Annotated in this window: 13 protein-coding genes; 5 read left to right on the top strand and 8 right to left on the bottom strand. The window is 74.2% G+C overall.

Annotated features, from left to right (window positions below):
• Window positions 1–49 precede the first annotated feature (49 nt).
• The gene (locus SCK26_RS33620) at window positions 50–1,546 is read right to left on the bottom strand and encodes a hypothetical protein (protein ID WP_318205132.1); all 1,497 of its coding nucleotides are present in this window, start codon (window positions 1,544–1,546) and stop codon (window positions 50–52) included.
• A gap of 334 nt (window positions 1,547–1,880) precedes the next feature.
• Between SCK26_RS33620 and SCK26_RS33615 the strand changes: the two genes are divergently transcribed.
• Both SCK26_RS33615 and SCK26_RS33610 read left to right on the top strand, forming a co-directional pair.
• Window positions 1,881–3,029 carry an aminoglycoside phosphotransferase family protein gene (locus tag SCK26_RS33615; RefSeq protein ID WP_318205131.1) on the top strand — a complete coding sequence of 383 codons (1,149 nt, stop codon included), beginning with the start codon at window positions 1,881–1,883 and terminating at the stop codon, window positions 3,027–3,029.
• A 249-nt stretch (window positions 3,030–3,278) separates the two neighbouring features.
• Complete coding sequence (locus SCK26_RS33610) at window positions 3,279–5,255, top strand: N-acetylmuramoyl-L-alanine amidase (protein WP_412080806.1); 1,977 nt, start codon at window positions 3,279–3,281, stop codon at window positions 5,253–5,255.
• A gap of 15 nt (window positions 5,256–5,270) precedes the next feature.
• Here the strand turns inward: SCK26_RS33610 and SCK26_RS33605 are convergent, their stop codons facing one another.
• The 5 genes from SCK26_RS33605 to SCK26_RS33585 form a co-directional block, all read right to left on the bottom strand.
• Window positions 5,271–5,768: a hypothetical protein gene (locus tag SCK26_RS33605; protein WP_318205130.1), complete on the bottom strand. Its 498-nt coding sequence runs from the start codon at window positions 5,766–5,768 to the stop codon at window positions 5,271–5,273.
• Between the two features lie 58 nt (window positions 5,769–5,826).
• The gene (locus SCK26_RS33600; RefSeq protein WP_318205129.1) at window positions 5,827–7,257 is read right to left on the bottom strand and encodes a 3-hydroxybutyrate oligomer hydrolase family protein; all 1,431 of its coding nucleotides are present in this window, start codon (window positions 7,255–7,257) and stop codon (window positions 5,827–5,829) included.
• A gap of 155 nt (window positions 7,258–7,412) precedes the next feature.
• Window positions 7,413–8,678 (bottom strand): PHB depolymerase family esterase, encoded by a 1,266-nt coding sequence (locus SCK26_RS33595; RefSeq protein ID WP_318205128.1) that lies wholly within the window; start codon window positions 8,676–8,678, stop codon window positions 7,413–7,415.
• A gap of 269 nt (window positions 8,679–8,947) precedes the next feature.
• On the bottom strand, window positions 8,948–9,871 hold the full coding sequence (locus SCK26_RS33590) for a universal stress protein (protein ID WP_318205127.1): 924 nt from the start codon (window positions 9,869–9,871) through the stop codon (window positions 8,948–8,950).
• A gap of 116 nt (window positions 9,872–9,987) precedes the next feature.
• Entirely contained in the window at window positions 9,988–10,230 is a 243-nt protein-coding gene (locus tag SCK26_RS33585) for a DUF397 domain-containing protein (RefSeq protein ID WP_030783943.1), read from the bottom strand.
• Between the two features lie 697 nt (window positions 10,231–10,927).
• Here SCK26_RS33585 and paaK point away from each other — a divergent pair.
• Window positions 10,928–12,232 carry a phenylacetate--CoA ligase PaaK gene (gene paaK, locus SCK26_RS33580; protein WP_318205126.1) on the top strand — a complete coding sequence of 435 codons (1,305 nt, stop codon included), beginning with the start codon at window positions 10,928–10,930 and terminating at the stop codon, window positions 12,230–12,232.
• Between the two features lie 56 nt (window positions 12,233–12,288).
• On the opposite strand, the gene SCK26_RS33575 is transcribed toward paaK, so the two are convergent.
• On the bottom strand, window positions 12,289–13,521 hold the full coding sequence (locus tag SCK26_RS33575; RefSeq protein ID WP_318205125.1) for an MFS transporter: 1,233 nt from the start codon (window positions 13,519–13,521) through the stop codon (window positions 12,289–12,291).
• A gap of 80 nt (window positions 13,522–13,601) precedes the next feature.
• Here SCK26_RS33575 and SCK26_RS33570 point away from each other — a divergent pair, with 80 nt between their 5' ends.
• On the top strand, window positions 13,602–14,165 hold the full coding sequence (locus SCK26_RS33570) for a CGNR zinc finger domain-containing protein (protein WP_318205124.1): 564 nt from the start codon (window positions 13,602–13,604) through the stop codon (window positions 14,163–14,165).
• Window positions 14,166–14,220: 55 nt separating this feature from the next.
• Window positions 14,221–14,553 (top strand): ArsR/SmtB family transcription factor, encoded by a 333-nt coding sequence (locus SCK26_RS33565; protein WP_318205123.1) that lies wholly within the window; start codon window positions 14,221–14,223, stop codon window positions 14,551–14,553.
• Between the two features lie 24 nt (window positions 14,554–14,577).
• Here SCK26_RS33565 and SCK26_RS33560 read toward each other — a convergent pair whose 3' ends face one another.
• Window positions 14,578–16,074 carry a fatty acyl-CoA synthetase gene (locus SCK26_RS33560; RefSeq protein WP_318205122.1) on the bottom strand — a complete coding sequence of 499 codons (1,497 nt, stop codon included), beginning with the start codon at window positions 16,072–16,074 and terminating at the stop codon, window positions 14,578–14,580.
• Window positions 16,075–16,200 lie beyond the last annotated feature (126 nt).

Below are 16,200 nucleotides of genomic sequence, written 5' to 3'. Positions count from 1 at the left end.
ATCACCGTGTGACGGCAACCGGCCCGCCGGGCCGGACGGTGCGCCGGCCCTACGCCTGCGCTCCGGCGCCATCCGTCCTGGCCCGCTGCTTGGGCAGGGAGATCCTGATCTCCTCCCGCAGCTCCTGGATTCTCGGGCAGCCGGCGTACTGCGCGGTCAGCTGGTACATCTGCCGCAGCCGGTCCCAGGTGCGACGCGAGGAGTTCGAGCCCATCGCCATCAGCGCCAGCCGCGCGTAACGGTCGGCCTGTTCGGGGTCGTCGGCGATGAAACAGGCGGACGCCATGGACAGATGGTCGAAGATCTTCGAGCGTTCCCGTCCGTCCACCCGCAGGGCGAGGGCCTTCTGCGCGTAGTGCTGGGCGTGTTCGGCCGCTCCCGGGTCGAACTCCGCCAGGGTGCGGTAGGCGAGCGCCTGCATGCCGTACAGGTCGGCGTCCTTGAAGGTCTGCATCCAGTCCGGCGTCGCCGCGTCCTGCCGGTCGACGACGAACAGGTCCTCCGCGTGCCCGAGCGTGCGGCGCATCGCCTGCCCCTTGCCCATCGACGCCTGCGCCCAGGCCTCGATGGTGTGGAACATCGCCTTCGTACGCGGCTGGAGGCCGTCCCCGGCGCCGGACTGGGCGAGCTTCATCAGGTCCAGGGCCTCGTCCGGGCGGCCGAGGTGCACCATCTGCCGCGCCGCGCGGGACAGCGCCTCCCCGGCGCGCGGCCGGTCACCGCCCTCCCGGGCGGCGTGCGCGGCGATCACGAAGTACTTCTGCGCCGTGGGCTCCAGGCCGACGTCGTGCGACATCCAGCCCGCCAGGACGGCGAGGTTGGCGGCGACGCCCCACAAACGCCGCTGGAGGTGGGGCGGATGGTGGTAGGCGAGCATGCCGCCCACCTCGTTGAGCTGGCCCACCACCGCCTTGCGCTGGAGGCCGCCGCCGCGGGCCGCGTCCCAGGCGCGGAACACCTCGACCGAGCGCTCCAGCGCCTCGATCTCCTGGGATCCGACGGGAGCGGCCTCGTACCGGTCGAAACCGGCCGGGTCGGCGTGCAGAGGGTCGTCGAGGACAGGGGCATCGGCCCTGAGGGCCGGATCGGTGTGCAGCCAGTCGTGCATGGCACCGCTGAGTGTGGATCCCGTGGCGAGCGCGGCACCCGCGCCCACCAAGCCGCGTCGGTTGAGCATGAGGTCCATTCCCGTGAATTCGGTGAGGACCGCGGCGGTCCGCCCGGGCGGCCAGGGCAGGCCGTCGGGATGTTCCTCGATCCCGTCGCCCTGCCGTTTCCCCGCACGCCCCTGCCGTACCAGACCGAGGTCCTCGATGGTCACGACACGGCCGAGACGCTCGGTGAACAGGGCCGCCAGCACCCGCGGTACGGGATCGCGCGGGATCTCTCCCATGTCGATCCACCGCCGTACCCGGGAGGTGTCGGTCGCCAGCTGGGGGTGGCCCATGGCCGCCGCCTGCCGGTTGACCAGCCTCGCGAGTTCGCCCTTCGACCAGCCGGCCAGGCCGAACAGGTCGGCGAGGCGGGTGTTGGGTCGTCCGCTCACGTCAAGCCCCCAGGTTCTCGGCTGAGTTGACAGTAGCCGGGTGCGGGTTGCCGGGCGACTATTCGCCACGGTTCGCCAGGGTCCGCCAGATGGTGTGCCACCGGCCATCGGGTGTCAGGTAGGAAAGCGCCACCCCGACCCGGTCCGCCACCTCCCGGTGACGGCCGTCCGGTCGCACATGCCGGGCACATTCCCCAGGGTGTGTCCGGAGGGCCGGGTCGGGTGGGCGCACGCTCCCGAAACCACGCTCACGGGGCACGCCCCCGCGAGCACGGGTTCGGAGTGCGGACGTACAGGCAGGCACAGCAGGCACACGAAGGGATCTGTCTTTCCCATGTACGCAGCATCGTCCTCCGTGTCCGCCCCGGCCCGGCCGCTGCGCTCCCGTCCTGCGGGCGGCGGACCGTACCTGGACCCGGTGGCGCGTCCGGGCGTCCCCGTGCCGGGGGTGGTCCGGCCCCGGCGGGTCCCGGGCCGGCCCGGAGCCCAGCCGCTCAGCGGACGGCTGGACCTGTCCGGCCCGCAGGGCGCGCAGCTGCGGACCGCGCTCGCCTCGGTGCACCGGATCTGCCCGGAGTTCGCCCCGGTGCAGGTGCTGCGGCAGGGTGGACGGTCGGTGCTCCTGGTCGGGACGACGGGACGGGGGACGGCGGTCGCGAAGTGTCTCCTGGACCACTCGCCCGTCTGGGTGGAGCGGAGTCGTCAGGAAATAGCCGCATACCGCTCGTTCGTCCGGCACCGGCCGCCGGTGCGGGTGCCGAGGCTGATCGCGGCGGATCCGGACAACTGCACGCTGGTGATCGAGCGGCTGCCGGGCCGCCCGGTGGCGTTGCGGCGGCATCCGATGGAGGCGCCGCCGCGCGCGGACATCCGGGCCGCGCTCGGCGCGATCTGCCGGGTGAACGCCTGGCGGCCCCCGGCGGGCACCTTCGACATGCCGCTGGACTACGCGGCCCGGATCTCCCGGTACCACGAGCTGGGCCTGCTCACCGACCGGGACCTCGGCGACCTGCAGAAACTGCTGCACGGCATCGCGCACGAGGTGGGCCGGCACGGCATGCTCCAGTTCTGCCACGGCGACGCCCTGCTGTCCAACATCCTGCTGTCACCGGCCGGTCCGGTGCTGGTGGACTGGGAGCACGCGGGCTGGTACCTGCCGGGTTACGACCTGGCGACGCTGTGGCTGGCCCTCGGGGAGGCCGCTCCGGTGGCCCGGCGGAACATCAGCCAGCTCGCCCAGTCGGCGGGCCCGGCTTCCAGGGACGCCTTCCTGGTGAACCTGATGCTGCTGGTGACCCGGGAGATCCGCACCGTGGAGACGGCCGTGCAGCGTTCCATGCGGGAGGCGGCTCCGCCGGTCCCGGGCGCGGCGCAGCCGGGTGCCGTGCCGTCCGGCGAGGAACAGCGGCTGCTGCTGCGGCGGTTGCACGACGACTGCCAGCTGGCCCGCAGGGCGGTGCGCGCGGCGGTCGGCACCCGCTGACGGGGGGACGGTCCGCGGTGCGCCCCGAGCGGCGGCGCACCGCGGACCTTTCGCGCGGGCCGGGGCGGCGGCCAGTGGTGTACGCCAGTGACGCTCCGCAGGCCCGGGCCGCGCTCTCGCGAAACTCGCCGTGAACCCTCCGTGACGTGGGAAGTCGCCTTCCTGTCGGCCTCATTGACGGGACGTCGGCCAGCCGGTACCACTGACCCAGCCCGGCGCCGCACGCCCCGCCCTTCACTGGAGGCCGCCTTGCGAGGACCCGCCACCGCTCCCCCGGCCCCGGACGGCCCCGGACGCCCGCTGCGGACCGTCGTCCCGCTCGCCTCCGCGGCCCTGCTGCTGTCGCTGCTCGGCGCGGCCCCCGCCCACCCCGCCCCGGACCCCTCCGCGCACCGTCTGCAACAGGCGTTCGCCGCCGCGGCGGCCGACTACCACGTGCCGCAGAGCGTGCTGCTGGCCGTCTCCTATCTCCAGTCCCGCTGGGACCGGCACGGCGGCGCGCCCAGCGTGACCGGCGGCTACGGCCCGATGCACCTCACCGACGCCCGCACCGCGCTCGCCACCGCGGAGCACTTCGCCCACGGCACGGAGGACGCCCGCGGCGACACCGCACGTCCCGCGCCGCATCCCACGGCCGGGGCGCCGGCGTCCTCGGCGGTCCCGGCCCGGCTGCGGACGCTGCCGAAGGCAGCGGAGCTGACCGGCATCCCGGCCGCGCGACTGCGGTCGGACCCGGCGGCGAACGTGGCCGGCGGTGCCGCGCTGCTCGCCGCCGCGCAGCGGGAGCTGGGCGGGCCGGCGAGCGCCGACCCGGCCGACTGGTACGGCGCGGTGGCCCGGTTCTCGGGTGCCGACGACACGGCGACCGCCGCCGCGTACGCCGACGATGTGTACGACGTGCTGCGCACCGGCGAGGAGCGGATCACGGACGACGGCCAGCTGGTGAGCCTGGCCGCCCGGCCCCGGGTGAACCCCGGCACCGGGCGGCTGCGGGCGGCGGGCCTGCGCACACTGCCGGCGGACGGCACCGAGTGCCCCCGGTCGGTCTCGTGCACCTCGGTCCCGGCGCCCTACGAGGAGTTCGGGGACAACGACTACGGCAACCACGACCTCGGCGACCGCCCGGCGTCCCAGCGGATCAAGTACATCGTCATCCATGACACGGAGGGTTCCTGGGAAGGGGTGATGAACCTGATCCAGGACCCCACCTATGTGTCGTGGCACTACACGATTCGCTCGACCGATGGGTTGATAGCCCAGCATGTGAAGGCGAAGGACGTGGCCTGGCACGCCGGCAACTGGGATGTCAACGCCCGGTCCATCGGCATCGAGCACGAGGGGTTCCTCGCCGCTCCGGACGCCTGGTACACGGAGGAGATGTACCGCTCCTCGGCGCGGCTGGTGCGGTACCTGGCCAGGACGTACGGCATCCCGCTGGACCGGCAGCACGTCCTCGGCCACGACAACGTGCCCGGGCCGACCGCCTCCACCATTCCGGGGATGCACACGGACCCGGGACCGTACTGGGACTGGCGGCACTACTTCCGGCTGCTGGGCCGGCCGCTGCGGCGCACGGCCGGACCGCACTCGGGTGTGCTGACGGTGCTGCCGGACTACGACGCGAACCGGCCCGTGTACACCGGCTGCGCCGCCAAGGGCGAGCCCTGCCCGGCGCACGGCTCCGGTGAAGTGCGGCTGTACACGGACCACGACGAGAACGCGCCGCTCATCAGGGACATCGGAGTGAAGACGGACCCGACCGACGGGGTGAACGACCTGTCCTCGCGCGTCTCCACGGGCCAGCAGTACGCGGTGGCCGGCCGCTGGGGTGACTGGACGGCCGTCTGGTACCTCGGGCAGAAGGCCTGGTTCCGCGACCCGGCCGGGCAGCGCACGGCGGTGCCCGCGAAGGGCCTGGTGGTGACCCCGCGCGAGGGCCTGGCGAGCGTGCCGGTGTACGGCCGGGCCTACCCGGAGAAGGCGGCCTACCCGGCGGGTGTCCCCGCCCAGTCGGTGGTGCCGCTGCCGTACACGATCCCGGCCGGGCAGCGGTACGTCGTCGGTGACGAGATGCCGGGCGAGTACTACTACGCGGTGACCTTCACCCCGGACGCGCACCGGGTGGTAAGGGGCGAGGACCGGTACTACGAGATCCAGTACGGCCACCGGGTCGCCTTCGTCCGGGCCGCCGACGTGACGGTCGAGGACGGGACCGCGGCCCGCTAGGCCGGCCGACGGGTGTCAGCCCTGCTGGAACAGTTCCGCCGGGAGCGGCTTCAGGAGGGCGTACAGGTCGTCGGTGATGGGCCGGTCCCAGGCGGCGATGGTCACGAGGACGCCGTCGCTGCGGTCGAACTGGACGCAGGAGATCCGGCTCTCGGAGAGCTTCAGCCGCCGCACGATGAGGAGGTTGTCGCCCTGGAGCACCGGGGTGTCCTCGGTGCCGACGACGGTGACCTCCTCGTCGTTCTCCAGCGCCAGCAGCAGCTGGCCCACCTCGAAGGGGATCTCGTCCTCGGCGACGTCGCGGGCCGGGGAGCCCTCCGGGAGATTGCCGATGATCATGGCGGGGCCGCGTCCGCCGAACAGGTCGTAGCGCAGGAAGACGCCCTGGCAGGTGCCGTCGGGGGCGGGCAGCAGGCCCGCGCCGAGATTGCCCGGCCAGTCGCCCGGGTCCATGGCCAGCACGTCGAAGTCGGGTCCGGCAGGGGTCGCGCTGCGGCGGCGGAGGAACGACATGCGGCCATGGTACGTGCCCGTGCTCCGGTGGGTGACCTGCGGGCGCCGGGCAGGCCGGCTAGCGCAGGGGGCAGCTGGTGAGCAGGGTGGCGGGGTCCGCTCCGGCCGGGCGGGCGACCGTGCGGTCGGCGGGCGGGCGGCCCGTTCCGGCGAGCCAGCGCTCCAGGGCGGTGAAGGCGGCGCGGTGGCAGGGCACCATCGGGCGGAGCCGGCCGGGGAAGGCGTCGGCGAGGGAGTCGGTGTGGGTGCCGTCCTCGATGCGGTAGTAGCGCAGCAGGGCACCGCGGCCGGCCTCGTGGACCATGCGGGCGTAGACGTCGGAGTCCTGGCTGATCGGCAGGAGTACGTCGAGGGTGCCCTGGAGGGTGATCAGGGGTTTGCCGATGCGGCCGGTGAGGCCGATGCGGCCGACCGCGCGGTGGACGGCGGCGGGCCGTTCGGCGTAGGCGTAGTCGGCGTCGCAGGCGGGGGTGCCGGAGGCGCAGTAGGGGGTGCCCGCCTCGGTGGGACCGTCGTAGCCGGGGTCGAGTTCCTCGCGGTAGAGGCGCTGGGTGAGGTCCCAGTAGACCTGATGGTGGTACGGCCACAGGAACTCGGAGCCGGCCGGGTAGCCGGCCCGGTGCAGGGCCGCCGCGGCCTCGGCGGCCCGGGGGCCGCCGGCGGCGTAGTCCGGGTAGTGGCGCAGGGCGGCCGGCAGGAAGGTGAGCGGGTGGGGGCCGTCGGCGCGCCAGAGGGTGCCTTCCCAGTCGACGCCGCCGTCATACAGCTCCGGGTGGTGTTCCAGCTGCCAGCGCACCAGGTAGCCGCCGTTGGACAGGCCGGTGGCCAGGGTGCGGGCGGGGGGCCGGTGGTAGCGCTCGGTGACGACGGTGCGGGCGGCGCGGGTGAGCTGGGTGAGGCGGGTGTTCCACTCGGCGATGGCGTCGCCGGGCCGGCGGCCGTCGCGGTAGAAGGCGGTGCCGGTGTTGCCCTTGTCGGTGGCGGCGTAGGCGTAGCCGCGGGCGAGGACCCAGTCGGCGATGGCCCGGTCGCCCGCGTACTGCTCGCGGTTGCCCGGAGTGCCGGCGACGACCAGGCCGCCGTTCCAGTGGTCGGGCAGCCGGATCACGAACTGGGAGTCGTGGTGCCAGCCGTGGTTGGTGTTGGTGGTGGAGGTGTCCGGGAAGTAGCCGTCGATCTGGAGGCCGGGGACGCCGGTGGGCGTGGGCAGGTCCTTGGGGGTGAGGCCCGCGTAGTCGGCGGGGTCGGTGTGGCCGGTGGCGGCGGTTCCGGCGGTGGTCAGCTCCTCCAGGCAGTCGGTCCGCTGGCGGGCGGCGCCGGGGACGCGCACCAGGGCGCGTCCGGCGCAGTGGGCGTCCGGGCTTCCGGGGCCGGCGGGCGGCGCGCCGGCCGGGGTGACCGGGCCGGCCAGGAGTGCGCAGACGGCGGCGAGTGACAGGGCGCCGAGCGGGGTGCGCCGGGCGCGGTGTTCTGTTCGGGGCGGAAACATACGGCTCCTCCGGCGGGTTGGGGACGCGCTGGAGGTTAGGCGCGGTGTGGGGGTTGCGGACATGTGTGAGGCCGCCATGATGACGGGCTGTTCGCCGGTGCCGGTCACCATGGCGGTGGAGGGGTGGTCGCTGGTGTGCGGGCGCTGACGGGTGGTCAGGGGCAGCCGCTGTCGGCGAGGGTGTAGTAGCCCGTGGGTGATTCCTTCAGGGTGTGGGTGACGAACGTGTTGTACAGGCCCATGTTCTGGCCGGAGCCGACGGCGTAGGTGTAGCCGCCGCCCACGGTGGCCCGTCCCGCCTGGACGTGGGCGTAGTTGCTCGCCGTCCAGCATGCGGCGGTGCCGGGGTCGCCGGGATCGGGGTCGCCGGGGCCGGGGTCGCCCGGGTCGGTGGTGTCCAGGCCGAAGAAGCGGGCGATCCAGCGGCTGGAGCAGATGGAGTCGAGGAAGTAGGGGGCGCCGGTGCCGCCGCACTGTTCGCCGCCGGTTCCGGGGTCGACCGGGGTGCCGTGGCCGATGCCGGGGACCTGGTCGACCTCGACGGCCACGGTGCCGTCGGCGGCCAGGTACTGGTCCTGCCGGGTGGCGTCCGGCCCGATGGCCCTGGTGCGGGTGGGCGTCTGGGACAGGCCGTGCAGGGCCGTCCACTGGTCGCGCAGTTCGGTGGCGTTGCGCGGTACGACGGTGGTGTCCCGGTCGCCGTACCAGATGGCCGTGCGCGGCCAGGGCCCGGTGTACGAGGGGTGGGCGTCGCGCACTCGCCGGGCCCAGTCGGCGGGGCTCCGGTCGACGCCGGGGTTCATGCAGGTGTAGGGGCTGTTGTCCTTGGTGCAGTCGTAGGGCAGGCCGGCGACGATCGCGCCCGCGGCGAAGACGTCGGGGTAGGTGGCGAGCATGACCGCGGTCATGGCGCCGCCGGCGGACAGGCCGGTGACGTGGACGCGGCCCGGGTCGGCGCCGTAGGCGGTGACGGCGTGGCTCACCATCTGGCGGACGGACAGCGCCTCGCCCTGGCCGCGCCGGTTGTCGCCGGACTGGAACCAGTTGAAGCACTTGTTCGCGTTGTTGGCGGTGCCGGTCTCGGCGAACACCAGCAGGAAGCCGTCCTGGTCGGCGAGCCGGGGCAGTCCGGAGTTGTCGGCGTAGACCTGGGCGTTCTGGGTGCAGCCGTGCAGGGCCACCACGACCGGTGGGCGGACCGGCAGGGTCGCGGGCCGGTACACGTACATGGTGAGGGCTCCGGGGTTGGATCCGAAGTCGTTCACTCTGGTGAGCGTGACGGCGGCGTCGGCCCGGGGCGCGGGGCCGGCGAGGACGGTGCCGAGGACGACGGCGAGGACGGCGAGCAGGCGGGGCAGCAGACGGGCGCGGGGTCGCGCTCCGGGTGCCACGGGTGCTCCGGGTCGCGGGGGCAGGGGCATGACGGCTCCTTCGGTGGACACACGGGCCCCGGCCGGTTCCGGGCGCGGGCGGCGCCGGGAGCGGCGGGGTGGCGGAACCTTAGGTTCGGGTGTGTCCGGGCACCATGGCGTCGCGCCCCACAGCCGGCGGAGCGTCAGTCGGCGCCGGAGGGATTGCGGAGCGCGGTGCGGCCTGCTAAGGCCTGTCTGACCATGCGCGTCGTCGCCCGAAGGGCGTCGCGCGGCAGACGGGCATTGTCAGACAGGCCCTACGTCCCGGGACAGCACACCTAGGGCGCCGTTTCCCGGTCCGGTTCCGGGTGCGGGGCCGGCGGTACCACCGCGACGGGGCTCGCCGCGTGCAGCAGTACGGCCTGGGTGACCGAGCCCATCATGCGGGCCGGGGCGAGCAGGCGCCGCCGGTGCCGGCCGACCACGACCAGTTCGGCGTCCCTGGAGGCGGCGACCAGATGGCCGGCCGCGTCGCCGGGCAACGCCTCGGCGTCCGCGCGCACTTCGGGGTGCCGCTCGCGGTGCGGGGCGAGGAAGCCGTCGGCGAGGGCGCGGGTCTCGTCCGCGACGGCCTCCTCGTCGACCAGGGGCGGCAGCGGCTGGCCGGGCGCGGACCAGGTCTGCGCCGGCCAGGGGTAGGCGGCGACGACCTGGAGCCGTGCGTGGCGCCGGGCGGCCTCGGCGAAGGCGAAGGCGAGGACGCCGTCGTCGGGGCTGTCGGCGTGCAGTCCGGCGACGACCCGGGGTCCGGGTTCGGCGGGACCCTCTCCGTGCACCTCGCGGCCGGGCGGCGGGACGACGACCACGGGGCATCCGGCGTCCCGGGCGGCGGCGAGGCCGTTGGAGCCGAGCAGCAGGCTGGCGAACCCGCCGCGGCCCCGGGAGCCGAGCACCAACAGCTGGGCGTCGTCGCCCAGTTCGGGCAGGACGGCGCCGGGCACGCCCTCCAGGGTCACGTACTCCACGGCCGGTTGCCCGGCGTGGTCCCCGAGGCGGGCGCGCACCTCGTCCAGCACCGGATCGTCCTCGGCGCCGGGCGGTCCGGCGACCAGGACGCCGGCCTGACCCCAGGCGGCGTACTGCCGTACGTGCACCACGCGCAGCGGTGCCGCGCGGCGGCGGGCGGCGTCCAGGGCCCAGTCCAGGGCGCGCAGGCTGTCCGCGGAACCGTCCACCGCGGCGATGACCGGCGCAGCGTTCATCCTTCTCACCTCCGGAAGGCGACCTTCCCCGTGCAGGGGCCAGCCTGGCTCAGGTCCGGTCCCCGGTGGGGCGCTGCCGGCCGCGTGTCCGGAAATCCGCGCGGAACACCCCCGGTTCAGGTGAGATCGAACTCGCCTTCGCGCGCGCCGGAGACGAAGGCGCCCCATTCGGCGGGGGTGAAGATCAGGGACGGGCTCTCCGGCCGGTCGCTGTTGCGCATCGCGATGAAGCCCTCGACGAAGGCGATCTGGACATCGCCCAGCCCTCGGCTGCTGGACTGCCACTCGGCCTTGCTGAGGTCCAGCTCCGGCTTGTCCCAGCCCGCGAGCGGCTTGTGCTGGGTGGTGCTCTCGGCCACGTCCGTGCTCCTCCCGGTTCGTCGTCCGCGGGTCAGCCTAGCGACCGGCCGCCACGGCGGACAGGGCACACGGGGGCGATCTTCGCGGCGGGCCGTCAGGAGCCGGGGGTTCGGAACCCGGGAGCCGCGTGGACGGACATCCGGAAGGCGGCCCCGGCGGAGCGGATCGGGCCGGAGGCACCGATGGGGTCGGCGCGGAGCACGCCGCCGGGCCTGGCGGCGGCCAGGTCCCGTCGAGTGCCGTCGTCCCGGCCCCGGTGGGCTTGCGGCCCGCGCGGCGCCGATGGTGTCGGTGGCGCCGCAGGCCGCACATCGCGGTGGGACTCGGACTGTTTGTCGAAGGCGAGGATGAGAACCGTGCGGTGGACGCGGGCGGCGTTCGGGTGCGCGGCGACGCGTGCGGTGGAGCCGCCGACGGCGCCGAGGCGCGGGGAGCGGCGCGGGATCACCGCCTGGGAACTGGACGGGGCGTGCGGTGCGGCGGTGTGGAGCCCGCGCCGCGCGCACGGGCCGGCCAGGACGCGCCATCCGAGCCCGTGGCGTGCGGGCCGGGCCGGGGCCGGCTCTCCGGCGTGCGGTGTCGGGAAAATTCCGTCGGCCTCTTGCCCGGAGCCCGGGTGGCCTGAATTACTTGCCGCAGCAACAACGACCGAATGATCGGTCGTCCGGAATGTGTGGCTGGCTAGGGAGACGTCCCATGACGGATGTGGCGGATCTGCTGGACGCGGGCGAACGGCTCGGGGCCGAGGAGCTGCGGGCACTCCAGCTGGAGCGGCTGCGTGCCTCGCTGCGGCACGCGTACGAGCACGTGCCGTTCTACCGGGAGTCCTTCGACCGGGCCGGTGTCCGCCCGGAGGACTGCCGTACGCTCGCCGACCTGGCCCGGTTTCCCTTCACGACCAAGGCCGACCTCCGGGCGAACTACCCGTACGGCATGTTCGCCGTCCCCCGGGAGAGGATCCGCCGGCTGCACGCCTCCAGTGGCACCACGGGCCGACCCACGGTGGTCGGCTACACCGACCGCGACCTTTCCCTGTGGGCCGACCTGGTGGCCCGCTCGATCCGGGCGGCCGGCGGCCGGCCCGGCGATGTCGTCCATGTGGCCTACGGCTACGGGCTGTTCACCGGAGGGCTCGGCGCCCACTACGGCGCCGAGCGCCTGGGCTGTACGGTCGTCCCCGCGTCCGGCGGCATGACGGCCCGGCAGGTGCGGCTGATCCTGGACCTGGAACCGTCCGTCATCATGGTGACCCCGTCCTACATGCTCACCCTGCTGGACGAGTTCGAGCGGCAGGGCGTGGACCCGCGGAGCACCTCGCTGCGGGTGGGCGTCTTCGGGGCCGAGCCCTGGACCGAGCCGATGCGGCGGGAGATCGAGGAGCGGTGCGCGATCGACGCCGTCGACATCTACGGGCTGTCCGAGGTGATCGGTCCGGGTGTCGCGCAGGAGTGCGCGGAGACCAAGGACGGTTTGCATGTGTGGGAGGACCACTTCTACCCGGAGATCGTGGACCCGGTCACCGGCGAGGTGCTGCCGGAGGGCGAGCGGGGCGAGCTGGTGTTCACCTCGCTGACCAAGGAGGCCATGCCGATCGTCCGGTACCGGACGCGGGACCTGACCCGGCTGCTGCCGGGCACGGCCCGGGTGTTCCGGCGGATGGAGCGGATCACCGGGCGCAGTGACGACATGGTGATCCTGCGCGGGGTGAACCTCTTCCCGACCCAGATCGAGGAGATCGTGCTGCGCACGCCCGGGGTGGCACCGCACTTCCAGCTGCGTCTGACCCGGGAGGGCCGCCTCGACGCCCTGACGGTCCGGGCCGAGGCCCGCCCGGACGCCCCGGCGGAGGTGCGGGAGGCGGCGGCCCGGGCCATCGTCGCGGCGGTCAAGGACGGCATCGGGGTGTCGGTGGACGTGGAGATCGTGGAACCGGAGTCGCTGGAGCGGTCGGTGGGCAAGATCCGCCGGATCGTGGACCTGCGGCCCCGGGACGACGGATAGGGCCGGGCCGGCGAGAGGGACGAGCGCGGCGGAGGCGGCGCGCTGCGGGCTCCGCCTCACAGCACCTTGCTCGGTGTCACCGCGTCCTCGGCCGGTACGGCCGGCACCCGGGGCCTGGTCAGGTGCCGGGTCAGCGCGAGCGCGGCCAGCAGGGCCACCAGTGCCGTCACCGCCGGCCAGCCCAGCCCGTCGTACGCCCGCACCCCGAGCCAGGACCCGGCGCTGCCGCCGAGGAACGCGCACGTCATGTAGGCGGTGTTGATCCGGGCCCGGGCGTCCGGGCGGAGGGCGAAGTTGCGGGCCTGGTTGGCGACCTGGCCGCCCTGCACGGCCACGTCGAGGAGCAGCATGCCGGCGGCCAGCACCACCAGCCCGGCGGTGCCGCCCGTGCCGCCGAGGACCAGCACTCCCGCCGAGCCGATCGCCCCGAGCAGACACCACAGGCTCACCGCGTCCGGTCCCCGGCGGTCGGCCACGCGCCCGGCGACGGGGGTGCAGAACATGCTCGCGGCACCCACGAGCCCGAGCACGCCCACGGTCTGGGCACCCATGCCGTAGGCCGGCCCGGTCACCAGGAGGGTGAGCGCGGTCCAGGCGGCGCTGAAGCCGGCGAAGACGGTCGCCTGGTAGAGGCAGGAGCGCCGCAGGTCGGGTTCCTCGCGCAGCAGGCGCAGCGGGGCGGATATCAGCGCGGGATACGGCTGGCGGGAGGTGGGTGTGGTGTCCGGCACCACGCGGGCGAGCAGCAGCGCGAGGGTGAGGATCAGGGCGGCGGCGACGAGGTAGGGGGCGCGCCAGCCCAGCCACTCGCCGAGGGTGCCGCCGAAGGTCCGGGCCAGCAGGATGCCGCCGATGAGTCCGCTGAGCAGTGTGCCGGTGACGGCGCCGCGCCGTTCGGCGGGCACGAGCCCGGCGGTCATCGGGATGATGATCTGCGGGACGACGGTGGTGATGCCGGTGGCGGCGCTCGCGGCGACGAGGACGGGCAGGGTCGGCGCGGCGCCGGCGGCGAGCAGCCCCGCCGCGGTCAGCGCGAGCAGCGTGACGATCAGCCGGCGGTGCGGCAGCCGGTCGCCGAGCGGGACCAGCAGGAAGATGCCGGCCGCGTAGCCGAACTGGGCCGCGGTCACGACGAGGGCCGCCTCGCCCGCCGAGACGCGCAGGTCGGCGGCGATCAGCGCGCTGATGGCCTGGGGGAAGTAGATGGTGGCGACGCTCACTCCGCAGGCGAGCGCCAGCGCGAGGATCACCCGGCGGGGCGGGGCGGACGGTGCGGGGGACGCGGACACGCGGTCACCTCTCCAGGAACCGGTTTGAACGGTTCCCGCACGGTACCAGTCAAACCGGTTCTCCTGTGTAGGGTGAGAGGGTGCCGACGACCATCCGCTTCCGCCAGGGCTCGGGACGCCTGTGTCTGGACTTCGCCCGGACCCTGCGCTTCCGGGGTACGGCCGAGGCGGTGGAGGAGTTGCCCGACGCCGAGGCCCTGGCCGCCTGGGTGCGGCAGTGCGGCCCCTGTCCCGCCGGGGCCGGCGACGCGACGCCCGCCCTGGTGCGTACGGCTCATGAGCTGCGCGAGGCGATCCACCGGCTGATCGGTGCCGCCCGCTCCGGCGGGAGACCGGACGCGGCGACGCGGGCCCTCGTCAACGAGGCCGCCGCCCATCCCGTGCCCGTCCCCGCGCTCACCGCCTCGGGCCGGCTGGCCTGGCACGCCGGGGATCCGGTGCGCGCCACGCTCGCCCTCGTCGCCCGGGACGCGCTGGACCTGGTCGCCTCACCGGCCGTGGACCGGGTGCGGGACTGCGCGGGGGCCGCGTGCGGGGCGCTGTTCCTGGACACCTCGCGGCCGGGCACCCGGCGCTGGTGCTCGATGGACACCTGCGGCAACCGGGCGAAGAAGGCGGCGCTGCGCCGCCGGTCCGGCGGCTGACCAGGGACGTATCGGCGCGCCCCGGCAGGCCGGAGGCCCCCTATACTCCGACCTCATGACGGACACCGCCGCCACCCCGGACCCTGATCTGGTCACCGCGCTGCGGGCGCTGTCCAACCCGATGCGGCTGCAGATGCTGCGCTGGCTGCGCGACCCCGAGCGGCACTTCCCGAGGAACGCGGCCACCGCCGGCCCGGCCCAGGCCGGGGTGTCCGTGAGCCACATACAGGCCAAGGCGGGCCTGGCCCAGTCCACGGTGTCCGCCTATATGGCCGAACTCCAGCGCGCAGGCCTGGTCCGGGCGACCCGCGTGGGCAAGTGGACCCACTACCAGCGCGACGAGCACCACATCGCCGCTCTCGTCGCGAAGCTGGGGCAGAGTTTGTGAGGCTCCGACCGGCCGCCGGGGCGGTCAGCCCCCGAAGCGGTCGCGCAGTTCGCGTTTGAGGATCTTTCCGCTGGCGTTGCGCGGCAGCTCCGGGACGAACAGGACGCGTTTGGGGGCCTTGAACGGGGCGATCCTGGCCTTCACATGGGCGATGAGCTGATCCTCCGTCACCTCGGCGCGCGGCACGACGACCGCGGTGACGGCCTCGATCCACCGGTCGTCGGGCAGGCCGATCACGGCGGCCTCGGCGACCGCCTCGTGGGTGTAGAGCGCGTCCTCGACCTGGCGTGAGGCCACCAGTACGCCACCGGAGTTGATGACGTCCTTCACCCGGTCCACGATGGTGAGGCAGCCCTCGGCGTCCCGCACCGCGAGGTCCCCGGAGTGGAACCAGCCGCCGCGGAACGCCTCGGCGGTCTCCTCGGGCCGCTCCCAGTAGCCCTCGCACAACTGCGGGGAGCGGTAGACGACTTCGCCGGGCACTCCGACGGGAACGTCCGTGCCGTCCCCGTCGACCACCCGGGCCTCGACGAACAGGACGGCACGCCCGCAGGACTCCGGCCGCGCGTCGTGCTCGTCCGGGCCGAGGACCGTGGCCAGCGGGCCGATCTCGCTCTGGCCGAAGCAGTTGTAGAAGGCGAGCCCGGGCAGGCGCTCGCGCAGGCGGCGCAGCACCGGCACCGGCATGACCGACGCGCCGTAGTAGGCCTTGCGCAGCCCGGACAGGTCCCGGGTCGCGAAGTCCGGGCGGCCCGCCAGGGCGATCCAGACGGTCGGCGGGGCGAACAGGCTGTCCACGCGGCCCGCTTCGACCAGGTCGAACAGCAGGTCGCCGGCGGGCGCGTCCAGGATGAGGTTGGTCGCGCCGACCGCCAGGTACGGCAGCAGGAACACATGTGTCTGCGCCGAGTGGTACAGCGGCAGCGCGTGCGCGGGCCGGTCGCCGGCACGCAGGTCGAGGGCGGTGATGGCGCTCAGGTAGGCGTGCACCAGGGCCCGGTGGGTCATCATCGCGCCCTTGGGCAGGGCGGTCGTCCCGGAGGTGTACAGCAGTTGCACCAGGTCCTCCGAGCGCGGTTCGGGGCCGTCGTACGGCGGTGCGCCGGGGAGCCGGGAGAGCAGCGAGTCGCCGGTGTCGCGCAGCGGCAGCGTCCGCGTCCCGGCCGGCAGCCGCCCGGCGAGGCCGGGGTCGGCGAGGACGAGGGTGCTGCCGGACTGGCCGAGGAGGTAGGCGAGGTCGTCGCCGGTGAGGTGGTGGTTGACCGGCACATGGACCAGGCCGGCGCGGGCGCAGGCGAGGAAGGCGATCAGATAGGCGTCGGAGTTGTGGCCGTAGGCGGCGACCCGGTCGCCGGGTGCGGTGTCCTCGGCGAGCAGCAGCGAGGCCGCGCGGGAGACGGCGTCGTCCAGTTCCCCGTACGTCCACGTCCGGTCGCCGTACTCGACGGCGACGCGTGCCGGGGTGCGCCGGGCGCTGCGCCGCAGCATCGCGTCCACCGTGCTGCCCTGTCCGTGCGTCATGCCTCAGGATCCTCGGCAGGTCACCCGGGGCGGGTCAAGCACCCGGGAGTACCTCGGTCTGCGGCACATGGTTCCGGCGCACATGTGGCGAGACCACAGGACGGTCACGGGAAGCCGTCACTGACG

Origin of the sequence: Streptomyces sp. SCL15-4 (assembly GCF_033366695.1) — a bacterium.
Taxonomy (GTDB): domain Bacteria; phylum Actinomycetota; class Actinomycetes; order Streptomycetales; family Streptomycetaceae; genus Streptomyces.
The sequence above is the reverse complement of the archived record's forward strand: the minus strand, read 5'-3'. Positions and strand labels throughout refer to the sequence as shown.